This window comes from Xanthomonas euvesicatoria (assembly GCF_013112235.1).
GTDB classification, from domain to species: Bacteria; Pseudomonadota; Gammaproteobacteria; order Xanthomonadales; family Xanthomonadaceae; genus Xanthomonas; species Xanthomonas euvesicatoria.
On record NZ_JABFFS010000001.1, the window covers coordinates 4,118,845 to 4,137,365 of the forward strand.

At 64.4% G+C, this 18,521-nt stretch carries 17 protein-coding genes and 1 tRNA gene; 4 read left to right on the top strand and 14 right to left on the bottom strand.

Annotation, left to right across the window (positions count from 1 at the left end; translation table 11 throughout):
- Window positions 1–543: 543 nt before the first annotated feature.
- The 3 genes from HLH45_RS17695 to grxD are packed head-to-tail and all read right to left on the bottom strand — an operon-like array spanning window position 544 to window position 2,200.
- A complete protein-coding gene (locus tag HLH45_RS17695) occupies window positions 544–1,143 on the bottom strand; it encodes a YhgN family NAAT transporter (protein ID WP_003485603.1) in 600 nt (199 codons plus the stop codon).
- Window positions 1,140–1,883, bottom strand: coding sequence for an SDR family NAD(P)-dependent oxidoreductase (locus HLH45_RS17700; RefSeq protein WP_008570988.1), 744 nt, complete (start codon window positions 1,881–1,883; stop codon window positions 1,140–1,142). The genes HLH45_RS17695 and HLH45_RS17700 overlap by 4 nt, the downstream gene beginning before the upstream one ends.
- Window positions 1,880–2,200 carry a Grx4 family monothiol glutaredoxin gene (grxD, locus tag HLH45_RS17705; RefSeq protein WP_003485599.1) on the bottom strand — a complete coding sequence of 107 codons (321 nt, stop codon included), beginning with the start codon at window positions 2,198–2,200 and terminating at the stop codon, window positions 1,880–1,882. The genes HLH45_RS17700 and grxD overlap by 4 nt, the downstream gene beginning before the upstream one ends.
- A 121-nt stretch (window positions 2,201–2,321) precedes the next feature.
- Here grxD and HLH45_RS17710 point away from each other — a divergent pair, with 121 nt between their 5' ends.
- On the top strand, window positions 2,322–2,900 hold the full coding sequence (locus HLH45_RS17710) for a superoxide dismutase (RefSeq protein ID WP_008570987.1): 579 nt from the start codon (window positions 2,322–2,324) through the stop codon (window positions 2,898–2,900).
- A gap of 140 nt (window positions 2,901–3,040) precedes the next feature.
- On the opposite strand, the gene HLH45_RS17715 is transcribed toward HLH45_RS17710, so the two are convergent.
- Window positions 3,041–4,186, bottom strand: a complete 1,146-nt coding sequence (locus HLH45_RS17715) for a 5-(carboxyamino)imidazole ribonucleotide synthase (protein ID WP_008570986.1) — start codon at window positions 4,184–4,186, stop codon at window positions 3,041–3,043.
- On the bottom strand, window positions 4,183–4,686 hold the full coding sequence (purE, locus tag HLH45_RS17720) for a 5-(carboxyamino)imidazole ribonucleotide mutase (protein ID WP_008570985.1): 504 nt from the start codon (window positions 4,684–4,686) through the stop codon (window positions 4,183–4,185). Before purE ends, HLH45_RS17715 begins: the two co-directional genes overlap by 4 nt.
- A gap of 58 nt (window positions 4,687–4,744) precedes the next feature.
- Here purE and HLH45_RS17725 point away from each other — a divergent pair, with 58 nt between their 5' ends.
- The 3 genes from HLH45_RS17725 to HLH45_RS17735 all read left to right on the top strand — a co-directional run bounded on the left by HLH45_RS17725 (window position 4,745) and on the right by HLH45_RS17735 (window position 7,014).
- A complete protein-coding gene (locus tag HLH45_RS17725; RefSeq protein ID WP_008570984.1) occupies window positions 4,745–5,014 on the top strand; it encodes a Trm112 family protein in 270 nt (89 codons plus the stop codon).
- Window positions 5,011–5,898 (top strand): carboxylating nicotinate-nucleotide diphosphorylase, encoded by an 888-nt coding sequence (gene nadC / locus HLH45_RS17730; protein ID WP_008570982.1) that lies wholly within the window; start codon window positions 5,011–5,013, stop codon window positions 5,896–5,898. Before HLH45_RS17725 ends, nadC begins: the two co-directional genes overlap by 4 nt.
- Window positions 5,899–5,961: 63 nt before the next feature.
- The gene (locus HLH45_RS17735; RefSeq protein WP_008570981.1) at window positions 5,962–7,014 is read left to right on the top strand and encodes a DUF2272 domain-containing protein; all 1,053 of its coding nucleotides are present in this window, start codon (window positions 5,962–5,964) and stop codon (window positions 7,012–7,014) included.
- Window positions 7,015–7,425: 411 nt separating this feature from the next.
- Here the strand turns inward: HLH45_RS17735 and pnp are convergent, their stop codons facing one another.
- The 9 genes from pnp to nuoN all read right to left on the bottom strand — a co-directional run bounded on the left by pnp (window position 7,426) and on the right by nuoN (window position 18,514).
- A complete protein-coding gene (gene pnp / locus HLH45_RS17740; RefSeq protein WP_008570980.1) occupies window positions 7,426–9,540 on the bottom strand; it encodes a polyribonucleotide nucleotidyltransferase in 2,115 nt (704 codons plus the stop codon).
- A gap of 168 nt (window positions 9,541–9,708) precedes the next feature.
- Entirely contained in the window at window positions 9,709–9,969 is a 261-nt protein-coding gene (rpsO, locus tag HLH45_RS17745; RefSeq protein ID WP_003485583.1) for a 30S ribosomal protein S15, read from the bottom strand.
- A gap of 156 nt (window positions 9,970–10,125) precedes the next feature.
- Window positions 10,126–11,052: a tRNA pseudouridine(55) synthase TruB gene (gene truB, locus HLH45_RS17750; protein ID WP_074053084.1), complete on the bottom strand. Its 927-nt coding sequence runs from the start codon at window positions 11,050–11,052 to the stop codon at window positions 10,126–10,128.
- Between the two features lie 79 nt (window positions 11,053–11,131).
- Window positions 11,132–11,524 carry a 30S ribosome-binding factor RbfA gene (rbfA, locus tag HLH45_RS17755; RefSeq protein ID WP_005914265.1) on the bottom strand — a complete coding sequence of 131 codons (393 nt, stop codon included), beginning with the start codon at window positions 11,522–11,524 and terminating at the stop codon, window positions 11,132–11,134.
- A gap of 144 nt (window positions 11,525–11,668) precedes the next feature.
- Window positions 11,669–14,377 (bottom strand): translation initiation factor IF-2, encoded by a 2,709-nt coding sequence (gene infB, locus HLH45_RS17760; RefSeq protein ID WP_008570978.1) that lies wholly within the window; start codon window positions 14,375–14,377, stop codon window positions 11,669–11,671.
- 95 nt (window positions 14,378–14,472) lie between these two features.
- Complete coding sequence (nusA, locus tag HLH45_RS17765; protein ID WP_005914268.1) at window positions 14,473–15,984, bottom strand: transcription termination factor NusA; 1,512 nt, start codon at window positions 15,982–15,984, stop codon at window positions 14,473–14,475.
- Window positions 15,985–15,988: 4 nt separating this feature from the next.
- The gene (rimP, locus tag HLH45_RS17770; RefSeq protein ID WP_008570977.1) at window positions 15,989–16,579 is read right to left on the bottom strand and encodes a ribosome maturation factor RimP; all 591 of its coding nucleotides are present in this window, start codon (window positions 16,577–16,579) and stop codon (window positions 15,989–15,991) included.
- 197 nt (window positions 16,580–16,776) lie between these two features.
- Window positions 16,777–16,853, bottom strand: a tRNA-Met gene (locus HLH45_RS17775).
- Between the two features lie 200 nt (window positions 16,854–17,053).
- Complete coding sequence (gene nuoN / locus HLH45_RS17780) at window positions 17,054–18,514, bottom strand: NADH-quinone oxidoreductase subunit NuoN (RefSeq protein WP_003485567.1); 1,461 nt, start codon at window positions 18,512–18,514, stop codon at window positions 17,054–17,056.
- Window positions 18,515–18,521 lie beyond the last annotated feature (7 nt).

Genomic DNA, 18,521 nt, shown 5'->3' on the forward strand with positions numbered 1-18,521 from the left:
GGGTCCCTTGCCGCGCGACTGGTTGCTGCCGCAACGGTTAACAACAGATTAACACGCTAAGCCCTGATTGTGACGACGGCGTGACAAACTTCGCGCGCTGCTACATGAACTGCGAAGGTCAAGGCGTAATCGCCAGATCGTGCAAGGTCGCAACTTGAGCGAGACGCCTGTCGCGCCTTTGAAGCTACGAAGTGACCAAATTGGGGCAAATCGCCCAAACGCTTGCATTCGGCCATGGCGTGCGTGCTGCACATGGGGTTGCCATCTGTCGATGCGCCCCACCGAATATGACATTCCACCTGCACTCTTGGGTCAGTGGAGGATCAACCTCAAGACAGTCGCCAGCAGCCAAGGGCTGCGCCACCTTCATCGTCCAGAGCCCATTGCGTCGCACCGCTAGATGTCCGGACGCGACGGCGCGCTGGTTGCCGGCACCATGGACCGTGCGCACGTAACCCACGGCCAGTGCGGATTGAAACCCCGGGCCATCGACGCATGTCGACGCCCACACGCGGCGCGACTGGCAAACCGCCCGGAGCTGCGCTAGATCGACACCGGCAGCTTGAAGTACGTGCCCAGTCCGTCCAGGAACATCTGTACCGAGATGGCGACCAGCAGCATGCCCATCAGGCGCTCGATGGCCGTCAGGGCGCGGTGGCCGAGCAGTTTGTACAGCAGCGGCGCGGCGGCCAGGATCGACGAGGCGCCGATCCAGGCGATCATCAGCGCAAGGCTCCAGTCCCACAGCCGCGTCGGCTCGTTGCTGCCCATGAGCATCACCGCGGCCATGCCGGACGGGCCGGCCACCAGCGGGATGGCCAGCGGCACGATGAAGGGTTCGCCGTCTGGAATTTCGCCCATCAGGCCTTCGGGCCGCGGGAAGATCATGCGGATGCCGATTACAAACAGCACGATGCCGCCGGCAATGGCCACCGATTCCTGGCGCAGGTGCATCAGCTCCAGCGCGTACTTGCCGCCCCACAGGAACGCCATCAACACGCACAGCGCGATCAGCAGTTCACGCGCAAGCACGAAACGCTGGCGCTTGGGCGGCAGCGGCTTGAGCACGCTGAGGAACACTGGAATGTTGCCCAGCGGGTCGAGAATCAGAAACAGCAGCAGCGCCGCAGAAAGAATGGTCATACCTGCGGACTCCAGATCGCACCGCGATGCGTCGCCCCTGCGGCTGACAGCATGCTGACGCATGCAGGTGCGTAACGTGCGGCATCGACCGCGTCGTTGTCTTCGTGATGGGTGAAAGCGCGTGCGCGCAATGCGGTGCGCATCGGGCCGGGCTGCATGCCGCCGACGCGTACCGGGCCGGCGGCGGTTTCATGATGCAAGGTGGCGATCAAGCCGCGTTGCGCATGCTGGGCGGCGCCATACGCCCCCCAATAGGCCTGACCCACGCGCGCGGGGTCGTCCACAACGAAGACAGCTGCCGCATCGTCCTGCTGCCGCAACAGCGGCAGGCATGCCTGGGTCAGCCAGGCGCGCGCGGTCAGGTTGACATGCAGGGTGCGTGCGAAATCTGCGGGTGAGACGAGTTCGGTTGGCGTCAGGCCGGAAAAGTCGGCAGCGCACTGCAGCAGACCATGCAGGCCACCAAGCTCGGTCTGCACCCGTTGCGCAAGCGCGGCGTAGTCGTCCGGGGTGGCGCCGGCCAGATCCAGCGGATACAACAGCGGCTCGGCACCCAGCGCTGCAACCGCGTCGTAGACGCGCTCCAGCGGGCGCACCTTGCGACCAAGCAGCACTACCGTGGCGCCTGCAGCCGCGCATGCCTGCGCCGCGGCGGCGCCCAGGCCGCCGGCGGCGCCGGTGATCAGCACGACGCGCCCCGACAAGGCAGCCGACTGCGGCTGGGCCTGCACCGAACTCACGGCTGGTACGCCTCGCTGACGATGCGCTTGAGCTCGCCGGCTTCGAACAGTTCCAGCGTGATGTCGCAGCCGCCGATCAGCTCGCCATGGATGAACAGCTGCGGAAACGTGGGCCAGTTGGAGTAGCGCGGCAGATTGGCGCGCACTTCAGGCTCTTCCAACACGTTGACCGTACGCAGTTGGTCGGCACCGGCGGCCACCAGGGCCTGCACGGCGCGACTGGAAAACTCGCACATCGGAAATTGCGGGGTGCCTTTCATGAACAGCACGATCGGGTGTTGTTCGACTTCGGCCTGGATCCGTTCCATCACCGGCATTGGACTCTCCTGACTGGGAGCGGCAGGCCCGACCGCCGGGTCGGATAGACTTCCGCAAAGGCGCGCATTGTAAGCCTTCAGCGCGACCTGTCGCCGCACTCCCTTCGCTGCCACTGCCATCATGCCGATCGAACACGTTGCACTGCCCTATTCCCGCGCCGCCCTGGAACCGCATCTTTCGTCTGCGACGCTGGAGGCGCATCACGGCGTCTGTCACCGCAGCGAGGTCGAACAGCTCAACGCACGCCTGGAAGGCAGCGAGTTTGCCGAGCTGACGCTGGAAGACATCATCGCGCAGGCGCAGGGCACGTTGTTTCATCTGGCCGCGCAGGTGTGGAACCACAATTTCTATTGGCAGTGCCTGCGTCCGCGCGCTGGCGGGGAGCCGCTTGGGCGGCTGGGCGACGGCATCGCCAAATCGTTCGGCGACTTCGTGCATTTCAAGCAGGAGTTCAATCGCGTGGCCCTGAGCACGTTCGGCTCGGGCTGGGTGTGGCTGGTGCAGCGCCCGGACGGCGCGCTGGCAGTAGTCGCCACACCCAATGCCTCCACCCCGCTCACCGGGCCAGACATTCCGTTGCTCGCCTGCGATATCTGGGAGCACGCGTATTACCTGGACTACCAGCAGGATCGTGCGCGCTATCTGGAGGCTTTCTGGAAGCTGGTCAACTGGGATTTCGTCGCAAGCCGGCTGGGCTGACCTGGCCGCTCAGTTTCCAGCCGCAGATGCGGACCGGCTCATCTGCTGACACATCGCAGAACGGGTCCGCGTCCGACACCGACGCGCCCGCGCAAACGGAGGTGTCGTCGCGCGTGATCGCAACCGAAACGCTGCGCGCCTCACCCTTCGTTCAAACGCGCAACCACCGGCCGAGCTTGCGCATCGCGCTGCAACGCCGCGCCGGCATCGCTCACCGCCAGTGCCAGCGCCTGCGCTGTCTCCGCGCGCAGCGTTGCGTGCCCCACCTTGCGTCCATCGCGCGCTTGCTTGCCGTAGTCGTGCCAATGCCCACCGGGCACCGCCAGAAACGCCCTGGCCTCTGGCATCGCGCCCAGCCAGTTGAGCATGCAGGCGTGGCCGCGCATCGCAGTACTGCCCAGTGGCAAGCCAAGGACGGCCCGCACATGATTTTCGAATTGCGAGGTCTCGGCACCTTCGATGGTCCAGTGCCCCGAGTTATGCACGCGCGGCGCCATTTCGTTGGCCAGCAACTCACCGTCGCGCACGAACAGTTCCAGCGCAAATACACCGACATAGTCGAGCTTTTCCGCCACGGCACGCGCGTGCGATTCGGCCGAGGCTTGAAGGGCCGCCTCCACGCTCGCCGGTGCCAGGCTGGCCGACAGCACACCGTCCACATGCCAGTTTTCGGTCAACGGCCAAGCGCGGAATTCGCCATCGCGGCCGCGTACTGCAACCACGCTGACCTCGCGCTGGAACGGCACGAACGCTTCCACGATCAACCCGACGTGCGCCGCCTGGGCGCCAAGCGCGTCCCACGCTGCATCGGCATCGGCGAGCGTCTTGATCCGGAACTGGCCCTTGCCGTCGTAGCCGAAGCGGCGCGTCTTCAGCACGCAGGGCGTACCGATCCGCGCGAGCGCTGCGTCCAGGCCGACGCGGTCGTCGATCGCGGCAAACTCGGGCACCGGAATGCCGAGTTCGCGGAACAAGGTTTTTTCGCTGAGCCGGTCCTGCGCAACCGCAAGCGCCGCCGGACTCGGAAACACCGGCACCTGCGCGGCAAGTTGCTGCGCGCTGGCGGCCGGCACGTTTTCGAAATCGAAGGTGATCACGTCCACCTGCCCGGCGAATGCGGCAAGGGTCGCCACGTCATCGAACGCGCCAACCTGCAGCGGTGCCACCTGGCCTGCGCAGGCATCGACTGCCGGATCGAAGACCGCAAAGCGTATGCCGAGCGGCGCACCGGCCAGTACCAGCATGCGCGCCAGCTGGCCGCCACCGAGAATGCCAACCGTGCTCATTGGCGCGGGTCGTCGCTGGCCATGACATCGTCGGTCTGCTTGGCGCGGAACTGCGCCAGCGCCTGACCGACCTGCGCCTGCTCGGGCGCCAGCATGGCCGCCGCAAACAACGCCGCATTGGCCGCGCCCGCATTGCCGATGGCGAAGGTGGCCACCGGAATGCCTGCAGGCATCTGCACGATCGACAGCAGCGAATCCATGCCGTTCAGCGCCTTGGACTGCACCGGCACGCCGAGCACCGGCACTGCGGTCTTGGCGGCCAGCATGCCCGGCAGGTGCGCCGCGCCGCCGGCGCCGGCAATGATCGCGCGCAGTCCGCGTGCGCCCGCCTGCTCGGCGTAGGTGAACAAGACGTCCGGGGTGCGGTGCGCCGAGACCACCTTGACTTCGTACGGCACGCCCAGCGCGTCGAGCTTCTGAGCTGCATGTTGCATGGTCTCCCAATCCGAACGGGAACCCATCACGATGCCGACCAGCGGCGCGGAGTGGTTGGAGGTCATGGCCCTGCCCTGCGGTAAAGACGTATTCTAGCCAATCTCCACGCAAGACAAGACTTCGATGGATCGCAAATTGCTCGACCTGCTGTGCTCGCCCGACACCCGCCAGCCGCTTTCGCTGCTCGACGGCAAGGGCCTGGAAGCACTCAACGCCGCCATCGCAGGCGGAACCCTGCAGCGCGCCGACGGCGCCGCACAAACCCAGCCGCTGCGTGAAGCGCTGATCACCCGCGACCGCAAGCAGATCTTCCGCGTCGACGACGGCATTCCGGTGCTGCTGGCCGAAGAAGCCATCGCCACCGCACAAATCGCCGACTTCCCCGAGAAGTGAGCCTGTCTCAGCACACCAACGTGCCGGCCGCGCCGCCCGCCGAATCGATCGACGCCGACGTAGCGCGTGCTTTGGCCGAAGACATCGGCAGCGGCGACGTCACCGCCGCACTGCTACCCGACCAAGCCGACAGCGCCTACCTGCTGTGCAAGCAGGACGCGGTCATCGCCGGCCGCCCCTGGTTCGATGCCACCCACCGCGCGCTCGACCCGCAGGTACGCATCGACTGGCACGTGCACGAAGGCCAGCACGTCGGCGCCGGCACGGTGCTCGCGCTGTTGCAGGGGCGCAGCCGTAGCCTGGTCAGTGCCGAACGCACCTCGCTCAATTTCATGCAGACACTGTCTGCCACGGCGACCACCACCGCGGCGTATGTGGCTGCGGTGGCCGGGACGCGCGCGCGCATCCTGGACACGCGCAAGACGCTGCCGGGCCTGCGCGCCGCGCAGAAATACGCCGTGCGCTGCGGCGGTGGCGACAATCACCGCATCGGCCTGTTCGACACGGTGATGCTCAAGGAGAACCACATCCGCGCCGCCGGTTCGCTGAGCGCGGCCGTGCGTGCCGCACGTGCGCAGCAACCGCAGCTGCCGCTGGTGGTGGAAGTGGAAACGCTGGAGCAACTGCACGAAGCACTGCAGGTTGGCTGCACGCGCATCCTGATCGACGACTTCGACCAGGCCATGCGCCGAGAAGCGGTGCGTCTCGTTGCTGCGCTACCGCTGGAACGACGCATTCCGCTGGAAGTCTCAGGCAGCGTGGATCTGGCCGGCATTCGCGCAATTGCCGAAGACGGGGTGGACTGCATCTCGATTGGCGGACTCACCAAGCATGTGCAGGCAGTGGATCTGTCGCTCAAACTCGGCCCACCGCCAGCGCGCTGATTTCACGCGTGCGCGCAGCCGGCTCTGGCAGCCTGCTGCGATTGTTTCCGTGCAGGACCTGCAATGACCGTCAAACCTTGGCCGTGGATCTGCTTCTTGCTGGCAGGTATCGGAAGTAGCGCTGCGGCTGCGGAGGTGTGCGATATCCCGCCACGGTTCGGAACGAGTCCCGCCGCGATCGCCATCGTGCGCAGCGCCTGCAATGAGCATCGGTTGTGGCAACGCCCGTTTATCGATGCCAAGGGACGCCTGGCCAGCCTGGGCGTCACCGAAGCCGAATCGGGCTATCTCGCCGATCACGGCGTGGTCGCCTGGCAACGCGTTGCAGGCTACTGGCGCGACAGTGGCACGCTTGCGTCCATGGGCGGACGCCCCGGCGCATCGAGCTGCGCGGCACTGGATGGTACGCGCTACACCGCCAGCGACTGCCGCGCATTTCTGATCGACAACCCATGGTCGGCCGCTTTCATCTCCTGGGTGATGACGCAGTCGGGGCTGAGCGGTTTTCATCGCTCCGCGCGCCATCTGGATTACATCCGCAGCGCCTACAACGACGGCACTACCGGACCGTACCGGTTCACCGATCCAGCGGTCGAGAAGCCGGCGCCCGGCGATCTGCTGTGCCTGCTGCGCGGCCGCAGCACCGCGTTGGGCTATGCCGGCCTGAAGGCCGCGCTGGGCGGCAGCGCGCCGATGCCATGGCAGTCGCATTGCGATGTGGTGGTGGCCGCCAACGTCGGCGGCGATCGCACGCTCTATCTGATCGGCGGCAACGTATTCAACACGGTGATGATGCGCAAGATGCCGCTGGATCGCGCCGGCCGCGTGGTGTTGCCAACACCGCAATCGGACAGCAGCCAGGACCAGAACGAAGACAGCCTGGGCATCGCCAGCGAATGCACGCCGGCGCACGAAGACCTGTGCGACTTCAATCGACGCGACTGGGCTGCGCTGTTGAAGCTGCGTCCTGATGCGGCGATGGTTGCGCCGCTACCCACTGCGCCGCTGCCGACACCCGACACCGCACCCACAGAACAAACGATGCCGCCGGGCTTCCCACGCGTCGTGCCGCCGCGTCCGCAAACGCAGCAAGCGCCGACGCAGCAGCAAGGATAGATCGAACCAGTAACGCCGGGCGTACCCTCGTCGGCCCCTGCGGGGTACCTTCTCCCGATGGGAGAAGGATTCAAAGCCCCTCTCCCGCGGGAGAGGGCTTGAAGTGAGGGTACGGTGCGAAGCTCCTGCTCGCCTTCACCCCATTCAGCGTTGCACGCCCCCGTCCAGCGCTGTGCGCCCTTCTCTCGGGATGAAAAGGAATCCAAGCCCCTCTCCTGCAGGAGAGGGGTTGGGGTGAGGGTACGGGCAAGCCACTTACGTTCCGAATATCACCAGGCCTTGCACGTACCTCATCCGCCCCCTTTTGGGCACCTTCTCCCAGAGCGAGAAGGGGTCAAGTGCACAACAAAAAAGCGGGCCGAAGCCCGCTCTTTCGTCATGCATCACGCATGCTGCATCAGCACGCCGCGATTACTCGGCCGACGCCTGCACGCCTTCGCCTTCTTCCACTGCCTTGATCGACAGACGGATGCGGCCCTGCTTGTCCACTTCCAGCACCTTGACGCGGACCAGATCGCCTTCCTTCAACTTGTCGCCGACCTTCTCCACGCGCTCGCTGGAAATCTGCGACACGTGCACCAGGCCGTCCTTGCCCGGCAGGATGGTGACGAACGCACCGAAGTCCATGATCTTGGCGACTTTGCCTTCGTAGATGCGGCCCGGCTCCACGTCCGAGGTGATCTGCTCGATGCGCGACTTCGCAGCCTGCGCGGCAATGGCATTGACCGAGGCGATGATGATCGTGCCATCGTCCTGGATGTCGATCTGCGTACCGGTTTCCTTGGTGATGGCCTGGATGGTCGAGCCACCCTTGCCGATCACTTCGCGGATCTTGTCCGGGTGGATCTTGATGGTCAGCAGGCGCGGCGCGTAGTCGCTCAATTCCTGACGCGGGGTGGTCAGCGCATGCGCCATCTCGCCCAGGATGTGCAGGCGGCCAGCCTTGGCCTGCTGCAAGGCCTGCTTCATGATCTCTTCGGTGATGCCTTCGATCTTGATGTCCATCTGCAGCGCGGACACGCCTTCGGCAGTACCGGCCACCTTGAAGTCCATGTCCCCGAGGTGATCTTCGTCACCCAGGATGTCGGAGAGCACGACGAAGTCGTTGCCTTCCTTGACCAGACCCATTGCGATACCCGCGACCGGCGCCTTGATCGGCACGCCGGCATCCATCAGCGCCAGCGAGCTGCCGCAGACCGATGCCATCGAGGACGAACCGTTGGACTCGGTGATTTCCGAGACCACGCGAATGGTGTACGGGAATTCTTCCAGGGTCGGCATCACAGCCAGCACGCCACGCTTGGCCAGGCGGCCGTGGCCGATTTCACGACGCTTCGGCGCACCGAAACGACCGCACTCGCCCACCGAGTACGGAGGGAAGTTGTAATGGAACAGGAAGTTTTCCTTGTACTCGCCCGACACTGCGTCGATGACCTGACCGTCGCGCGCGGTGCCCAGGGTGGTGATCACGATCGCCTGCGTCTCGCCGCGGGTAAACAGCGCCGAGCCATGGGTACGCGGCAACACGCCGGCCTTGGCGCTGATCGGACGCACGGTGTCCAGTGCACGGCCGTCGATACGCACCTTGCTGCTCAACACCGAACCACGCATGGTCTGGTATTCCAGCTCGCCGAATTCCTTGGCCAGATCGCCGGCAGCCCAGCCTTCGATGGTGGCGCGCGGCGCCAGTGCGCCCAGCACGTCCTTCTTGATCGCCGAAATCGCATCGCGGCGCTGCAGTTTGTCGCGCACCTGGAATGCCGACGCGAGCTGATCGCCCACAGCTTCCTTCAGTGCGGCGATCATGCCCTCGTTCTTTGCCGGAGCCACCCAGTCGGACGGCTTGGTGCCGGCTTCGACGGTCAGCTCGTTGATGACGTTGATGACCTTCTGCATCTCGCGATGACCGAACGTCACTGCGCCCAGCATCACTTCTTCGGACAGCAGCTCGGCTTCGGACTCGACCATCAGCACCGCGTTGGCGGTACCGGCCACGACCAGCTCCAGCTGCGAATCCTTCAGCTCGGTCACGGTCGGGTTGAGGATGTATTCACCGTTCTTGTAGCCGACCTTGGCAGCGCCGATCGGGCCCTTGAAGGGGGTGCCGGCCAGCGACAGTGCAGCCGAGGCGCCGATCAGCGCGGCGATGTCGCCGTCGATGTCCGGGTTCATCGACATCACGGTGGCGATGATCTGCACTTCGTTCTTGTAGTCCTCCGGGAACAGCGGACGGATCGGACGATCGATCAGGCGCGAGATCAACGTTTCCTTCTCGGTCGCGCGTCCTTCGCGCTTGAAGAAGCCGCCCGGGATGCGGCCGCCAGCGTAGAACTTCTCCTGATAATCGACCGTCAGAGGAAAGAAGTCCTGCCCTTCGCGCGCGCTCTTGGCGGCGACGGCGGTGACCAGCAGTACGGTGTCGTCGAACTTGACGATCACGGCGCCGCCTGCCTGGCGAGCGATTTCGCCCGTCTCAAGAGTGACGGTGTGCTTGCCGTACTGGAAGGTTTTGGTGATTTTTGCCACGGAGGTTTTTTCCCTTAGGTATTGCTGTCTGCGTTGGACCGTCGTCGACCCATGCCGAGAACGGGCGGCCGGGAGGCTCCGGCCCAAGAGTGCGTATTGCTTAAGACGTAGTGCGATTGACCAAAACAAAACCGCGGCGCATCGCTGCGCCGCGGCGGTAGGACTCGATTAGCGGCGCAGGCCGAGCTTCTCGATCAAGGACTTGTAACGCTCGTTGTCCTTCTTTTTCAGGTAGTCGAGCAGGCTGCGGCGACGATTGACCATCTGCAGCAGACCACGACGGCTGTGGTGATCCTTCTTGTGGGTCTTGAAGTGACCGGTCAGCAGCTCGATGCGGGCGGTCAGCAGAGCGACCTGCACTTCCGGCGAACCGGTGTCCTGGGCGCTGCGCTTGTTGTCTTCAATAACTTTCTGGGTGTCGACGGACATGATGTTTTCTCGATAGATGCGTGGTCGACAGGAACGTGCGTGACGCACCGTCGGACTCGCCGTTTGCTTAGGATGAGCGCGCTTGGCGCTGAGGTGCCCCGATCGGGGCCGCGAAATTGTAACGTCGCCCGGCCCAGGGAACAAGTTGACAAAATCTTAACAGGCCGTAATTTCGTTCAGTCCATTGAACAATCGCTGCGGCGACAAGCGCCCGTCGGCGTCGACCAGGCCTAGCCCCGAGGGGGTTCCGTCAGGTCCGAATACAGCGACTTGCCCCGGTGGAAATGCGGCATCACGCAGGCGCTGGCCCATGCGGAAACGCGCCGCATGGGCCTGATCGAGCACGATTCGCGCAAAATCGGCCAGGCCGGCCTCGATCGGCAGCAATAGCGTCCGTGCTTCGGCGCCCGCCTCCAGCGCCGCCGACAATGCCTCGAGCGTGATCATCTGTGGAGCGCGAAACGGCTCCACCCACAGCCGACGCAACGAGGCGATGTGCGCTCCACATCCCAGCACCTCGCCCAGGTCACGTGCCAGGCTGCGGATATACGTGCCCGAGCCGCAGGTCACGCGCAGCCGCAGACCTGGGGCGCTGTAGCCCAGCACATCGATCGCCTGCACATGCACCTCGCGCACCGGCGCTTCGATACGTTCGCCGCGTCGCGCCTTGGCATACAGCGGCTCGCCGCCCTGCTTGAGCGCGGAATAAATGGGCGCTTGTTGCTGGATACGGCCGATGAAAGGCGCCAGCGCCGCCTGTAGATCGGCCTCGCTCAGATCCGGCACCGCACGCTCGCGCAGCGGCTCGCCGTCGGCATCGTCGGTGTCGGTGGTGACGCCCAACACGATCTCGGCGTGGTATGCCTTGGCTGAACCAAGCAGCAGTCCGGCGATCTTGGTGGCTTCGCCAAAACAGAGCGGCAACAGGCCGGTAGCCAGCGGATCCAGGCTGCCGGTATGGCCACCCTTGTCTGCGCGCAATAACCGGCGTGCGGCCTGCAGTGCATTGTTGGAGCTCAGCCCGGCCGGCTTGTCCAGCAGCAGGATGCCGTGCAACGGGCGATAGACGATGCGGGGTTTCAAAAGATCGGTGCTCGAATCAGGCGCAGTGCGCGCCTGCGGGAATCAGGGCCGCGGCAGATGCGGCAGGCCGTGACAGCGCTCAGCGCTGTTCGGCATCTTCATCGCTGGACGTGGCCTCGGGGCCAACGTCGTCCAGGTCACGCAGCAGATTGTCGATGCGTTCGCCGCGATCGACCGAATCGTCGTAATGGAAGTGCAGCTCGGGCACGTGGCGCAGCTTCATCGCGCGCGCCAACTGGGTACGCAGCTGGCCGGCGATTTCCTTAAGCCCCTTGACCGCTTCTGCCGAACGCTCCTGCTGCAGCGCGGTGACAAAGACCTTGGCATGCGCCAGGTCGCGACTGATTTCGACGTCGGACACGCTGACCGACGGCAGGCCATGGTCGCGCACGGCCGCGTGCACGATCGTGCCGAGGTCGCGACGCACCTGCGCGGACACGCGGTCGGTGCGATGGAATGATTTGGTTGGCATGGTCGTGGACCTGGTTGATTCGGAGGGCCAGTTGGCACCGAAGCCAAAAACAAACGCGGGCGGCCATGCCGCCCTCGCCTTGCAGAACCTGCATTGGACCAACTCCGCCGAACGGAGTCCGGGGCCGGTAGGCCCCGGCAGCCGTTACAGCGTACGGGCTACTTCGATACGCTCGAAGCACTCGATCTGGTCGCCGGCCTTGACGTCGTTGTAAGCCTTCACGCCGATACCGCATTCGGTACCGTTGCGCACTTCGTCGACGTTCTCCTTGAAGCGACGCAGCGATTCCAGCTCGCCTTCGAACACCACAACGCTGTCGCGGAGCACGCGGATCGGCTTGCTGCGCTTGACCACGCCTTCGATGACCATGCAGCCTGCAACCGCGCCGAACTTCGAGCTACGGAACACATCGCGGACCTGTGCGATACCGATGATCTCTTCGCGGATTTCCACGCCGAGCAGACCGGAGGCTACCTGCTTCACCTGATCGATCACGTCATAGATGATCGAGAAGTAACGCAGATCAATGCCGTTGGACTCGACGATCTTGCGCGCCGAGGCATCCGCACGCACGTTGAAGCCGATGATCGTCGCCTTGGAAGCAGCGGCCGAATTCGCGTCGGATTCGGTGATGCCGCCCACGCCGGAGTGGATCACGTTGATGCGGATGTCCTCGTTGGACAACGCCACCAGCGACTGCTTGAGTGCTTCCACCGAACCCTGCACGTCGGCCTTGATCACCAGGTTCAGTACCTGCTGACCTTCGCCCTTGCCCATCTGGGCCAGGATGTCTTCCATGCGGTTGGTCGCCGAGGCCACCAGACGCGATTCGCGGCGCTTGGTTTCGCGCTGCTGCGCCACGTCCTTGGCCAGGCGCTCGTCGTCGACGACCACGAAGTCGTCGCCGGCTTCCGGCACGCCGGACAAACCCAGCACCTGCACCGGAATCGACGGGCCCGCCGAGGCCGGCTGATGGCCGGTTTCGTCGAACAACGCACGCACGCGGCCGTACTGGATGCCGCACACCAGATAGTCGCCACGCTTCAGCGCACCCTGCTGCACCAGTACCGTCGCCACCGGGCCGCGGCCCTTGTCCAGCGAGGATTCGATGACGGTACCGCTGGCGCGGCCCTCGGCCACGGCCTTGAGCTCCAGCACTTCGGCCTGCAGCGAAATCGCGTCCAGCAGCGTATCCACGCCGGTACCGACCTTGGCCGACACTTCGATGAACTGGGTATCGCCACCGAACTCTTCGGCCACCACGTTTTCGGCCAGCAGCTCGTTCTTGACCCGCAGCGGATCCGCGCCGGTCTTGTCGATCTTGTTGACCGCCACGATCAGCGGCACGCCTGCCGCCTTGGCATGCGCAACCGCTTCCTTGGTCTGCGGCATCACGCCATCGTCGGCGGCAACGACCAGCACCACGATGTCGGTGATCTTGGCGCCACGGGCACGCATCGAGGTAAACGCGGCATGGCCGGGCGTATCCAGGAAGCTGATGACGCCACGACCGGTTTCGACGTGGTACGCACCGATGTGCTGGGTAATGCCGCCGGCTTCGCCGGAGGCGATCTTGGTACGGCGGATGTAGTCCAGCAGCGAGGTCTTGCCGTGATCGACGTGACCCATGATGGTGACCACCGGCGGACGCGACGTGGCCTCGCCCTGCGCATCTTCGGCATGCGCCAGCAGCGCGTCCTCGAAGTCGGCATTGTCGGCACGCACGGCTTTATGACCAAGCTCTTCGGTCACCAGTGCGGCGGTGTCGTGATCGATGCTCTGGGTGATGGTCGCCATGACGCCCATCTTGAACAACGCCTTGACCACGTCGCCGCCCTTGAGCGCGAGCTTCTGCGCCAGGTCTGCCACGGTGATGGTCTCGCCGATCGCCACTTCACGCACCACCGGTGCGGTGGGACGCTCGAACCCGTGCGGGCCGCTGTTGGCCTGGCTGCCGCCACGGCCGTTGTCATTACCACGGCGCGAGGACGACGAACCCGGGCGGCCGGTCGGCTTGCCGCGCACATTGGAACGCCGCGCGCGATCGGCCGCGGACAGATGCAACTGCCCGGCAAAGCGCTTGGTCGCATCGTCATCTTCAACACCGGCCACCATGACGTGCGAACCGCGCGTCTTGTGCTTGGCGGCATTGCTGCGGTCGTCCGCACGTGCCGGCGCTGCCGGACGCGAGGCCGGAGATGCGCCCGCCGGACGTGCCGCACGCGGTGCGGACGACGGCGAAGACGGTGCCCGCGCGGCAGGCGCCGACGGCGTCGGCGCATCAGCAACCGGGGCCGGCGCACTGGCAGCCGCAGCGGCTTCCTCGGCAGCCTTGCGCTCGGCTTCTGCACGGTCCTTGGCGGCCTGCTCTTCCTCGCGCTTGCGCTGAATTGCCTCGTCGCGCACGCGGTCGCTTTCGGCCAGGCGCTGCTGCTCCTCAAGGTTGCGCTGACGCGACTCCTCGAGCTTACGCAGGATATCGGCGCGTTCTTCGTCCGGCGTCATCGGTGCGGCGCGGCCGCTGCCTTCGTTCTCGGACTTCACGTAAGTGCGCTTCTGCCGCACTTCCACGTTGACCGTGGTCTTGGTGCGGCCGGCGTTGACAGTGACTTCCTGCAGCTTGCGCCGGTTGAGCGTGATCTTCTTGGCTGCTTCGCTCGCCGCTTCGGCAGACGTTTCTGCCTTGCCATGCGTGCGACGCAGGAAGCCAAGCAGTTTCATCTTCTCGGTGCTGGTCACGACCTGGTCGGGACCGCTGAACTTCATTCCGGCCTCGGCCAGTTGAACCAGCAGTTTATCGACCGGCGTATTGACCAGTTCGGCAAGCTTGCGGATGGTGGTTTGCTGCGACATTCGGATCCTATGATCTGGTTGGCGCCCCCTCGCCCAGAGCAAGGGATACGCTGATTCTAAGCCCTGATGGGGTCAGGGCGCGGTTCATTGCCGGCTCATTCGCCGCGCTCCAAACGGGCGATCTCCTCGGCGCGGGCCGCCAGGATCAGCGCCGCAGCGCGCTCCTGGGTCATGCCCTCGATGCCGAAGTCGACGATCTCGTCCGCGGCCAGGTCGGACAAGTCCTCGCTGGTACGCACGCCGTGCTCGGCCAGCGCAAAAGCCGTCTCCTCGTCCATCCCCTCCAGCGCCAGCAGGTCCTCGGTGGGCTGAGTTCCTTCCAGGCCTTCTTCCTCGGCCAGCGCGGCGTTGAGCAACGCATCGCGGGCACGGGCGCGCAGTTCTTCAACGATGTCTTCGTCGAAGCCCTCTACCGCCAGCAACTCGCCGACCGGCACGTAGGCGATTTCTTCGACCGTATTGAAACCTTCGGAGACCAGGATCGCGGAGATTTCCTCGTCCACTTCCAGGCGGTCCATGAACAGCTGGCGTGCCGCGGCCTGCTCGGCCTCGGACTTGGCGGCCACCTGGTCGGCGGTCATCACGTTGAGCTGCCAACCGGTCAGGCGGCTGGCCAAACGCACGTTCTGCCCCCCCTTGCCGATCGCCTGCGCCAGGCGGTCTTCTGCCACGGCCAGGTCCATCGAGTGCTTGTCTTCGTCGACGATGATCGACTGCACTTCAGCAGGCGCCATTGCGTTGATGACGAAGTTGGCCGGGTTTTCGTTCCACAACACGATGTCCACGCGCTCGCCATTGAGTTCGTTGGACACCGCCTGCACGCGCGAACCGCGCATGCCGATGCACGCGCCGATGGGGTCGGTGCGGGCGTCGTGCGCGATCACGGCGATCTTGGCGCGGTCGCCCGGATCGCGTGCGCAAGCCTTGATCTCGACCAGGCCCTGACCGACTTCCGGCACTTCGAGCTTGAACAGTTCGATCATGAATTCAGGTGCGGCACGGCTGATGAACAGCTGCGGGCCGCGTGGCTCGGAGCGCACCTCGGCCAGGTAACCGCGCACGCGGTCGCCGGGACGCAGCACGTCGCGCGGAATGCCCTTGTCCTTCGGAATGAAGGCTTCGGCGTTGCCGCCAAGATCGACAAAAATATTGCCGCGCTCCGCGCGCTTGACCACGCCGGTAATCAACTCACCCACACGATCCTTCCACGCATCCACCACCTGCTGACGCTCGGCCTCGCGCACACGCTGCACGATCACCTGCTTGGCAGCCTGCGCGGCGATACGGCCGAAGTCGGGATTCTCGATCTGTTCTTCGATGTAATCGCCCACTTCCACGCCGTCGGCTTCGTCGATGGCATCCATCAGACGCACCTGGCGGTCAGGGGATTCCATCACCACGTCATCGGCAACCACTTCCCAGCGACGGTAGGTTTCGTAAGTACCGTCCTTGTGATCGATGGTGACGCGGGCCAGCACGTCCTGGTCGGGATAGCGCTTCTTCGCCGCGGAAGCCAGCGCGGCCTCGATCGCTTCGAAGATCACTTCGCGCGGCACGCCCTTTTCGTTGGCGACCGCATCCACTACCAGCAAAAGTTCCTTGCTCATTTCGTCACTCCGCGCGCGGCTTGCCAGCCGCCGACTCGTTGGATGGTTTCTTCTTTTCGTGCCCGGGTTTTTTCGGGCCGGGCTTGTTCGGTTTCTGCGGTGCCAGACCCAGCGCAACCCAATCCGGCACGATGCGCGCTTTGTCGATATTGTCGTAGCCGATCTGCACGTCCTTGCCATCGACGGCGAACACCACCGCCTCTGCCTCGGCATCGATGCGCAGGATCTCGCCCTGGAAGCGGCGCCGACCATCCTGCGCCAGCTTCAAGACGATCTTTGCCGACTCACCGGTGTGGCGCGCGAACTGTTCCAGCGTGAACAGCGGACGATCCACACCCGGCGATGACACTTCCAACGTGTAGTTACCGCTGATCGGGTCTTCGACGTCGAGCTGGGCGGAGACTTCGCGGCTCACGCGCTCGCAGTCGTCGACATTGATGACACGCTCGGGCTGTTCGGCCAGCGGCACGTCGATATATAGGCGCAATGTGGCGCCGCCTGGAGCGGGAAGATATTCCACGCCCAGCAGTTCCAAGCCCAGGGACTCAACCGTTGGACTCAGCAGATTCGCGATTTCGGTCGCTTTTTCGCTCACAGACTGCCCTGATCAGATGATTGCCAGTAGAACCCCGGCAACCGGCAGCAAACTTTCCGGTTCCGGAAAAAACAAGGGGCCCGATGGGCCCCTTGCGTGAAAAAAACCCGACCTCTCAGGGTCGGCGTAAAGACGGGAACATGCGTCCTTACGATCCAAGAAGCTGAATTACTGCGATAAAGCAACAATTCGAAACTTGGTAGCGGGGGCAGGATTTGAACCTGCGACCTTCGGGTTATGAGCCCGACGAGCTGCCAGACTGCTCCACCCCGCAGCAGAAGCGGAATTATGAAGAACTTGAGCGGCAATTGCAAGCCCTAGTTTTTCATCTGTTGGACAGCGTGGCGGCTGTTCAACGTCGCGGCGAATAATACCCGCAATGCAACAAAAACGAAACAGTAAGCGCGGTTTTATTTCAGTGCGACGCCACATGCAGGATGCGACGCCGCAAAACCTAACGCTGGCGCAGCGGTCTTAGGCGAGGCCGGCGAATGCGCGCTGGCACCACACCATGATCGGACTCCAGGCCAGACCAAGTGCAAGCAGGGCCAGCGCATTGACGCCGAGCACGGTGCCGAGCACGCGATCGTTATTGGCCGGCAACGGCTCGCCTACCGGCTCGTCGAAGTACATGACCTTGATGACGCGCAGGTAGTAGTACGCACCGATCACTGCGCAGATCACACCGACCAACGCCAGCCACAGCATGTCGCCCTTCACTGCCGCGCCCAGCACCGCCAGCTTGGTCCAGAAACCGAGGAACGGCGGGATACCTGCAAGCGATGCCATGATGCACAGCACCAGACCAGCCATCCACGGATTGCGCGCGTTGAGTCCCTTGAAGTCGTCGATGTTTTCCGCTTCGAACCCGTTGCGCGACAGCGCGATGATGGCGCCGAACGAAGCGGTGGACATGATGGTGTAGCTGACCGCGTAGAACATCGCAGCCGCATAGCCCTCTTCCCCGCCGCCCGCCACGCCCATCAGCAGGAAGCCGATATGCGAGACCGTCGAGTATGCGAGCATGCGCTTGAGGTTGCTCTGCGCAATCGCCATCAGGTTACCGACCACCAGCGAAACCGCCGACAAGCCGCCGATCAGCAGATGCCACTGCGGCGACAACGGACCCATACCAACTTCCAGCAGGCGATAAGCCATACCGAACGCCGCAAGCTTGGGCGCCGAGCTGATGAACAACGCGATCGGCGCAGGCGCACCCTGATACACGTCGGGCAGCCACATGTGGAAAGGTGCAGCACCCAGCTTGAAGGCGACGCCAGCGATCATGAAGATGGTGCCGGTCAGCAGCAACGTGCGTTCGTTCGAGCCTTCGATCGCATCGTGGATGCCGGCCAGGCTGAGCGTACCGGTGGCGCCGTAGACCAGCGACATGCCGTATAGCAGCAGACCCGACGCCAGCGACCCGAGCACGAAATACTTCATCGCCGCTTCGGTGGCCAGGCCATTGTCGCGGTTGGAGGCGACCAGTGCGTAGGAGCACAGCGCCAGCAGCTCCAGGCCCAGATAGACCATCAACAGGCTACCGGCCGACGCCAGCAGCATCATGCCGGCAGTGGCGAACAACACAAGCACCGGGATTTCGCCCTGGTAGAGATTACGCTCGCGCAGGTAGGTCCAGCCATACACCAGGCTCAACCCGCTGACCAGCACGATCACGGTCTTCATGACATCGGCTGCCGTGTCGCGCACGAACATGCCATTGAAGATATCGCCCTGCCCGCCCGTGCCGGTTGCAAGCAACACGAGCACCACGGCAAGCACGGCAACGGAGAACAGGTGGGTCCAGACCTTGTTCCGCTGGCTCACGAACAGGTCGAGCATCAGCAGTGCGAAGGCGCCGCCGATCAGCACCAGCTCCGGTACGAGCGGAGCTAGGTCAGCGGTGGTCAACGGCGCGAGCGTTGGCGTGGTCATCATTAAA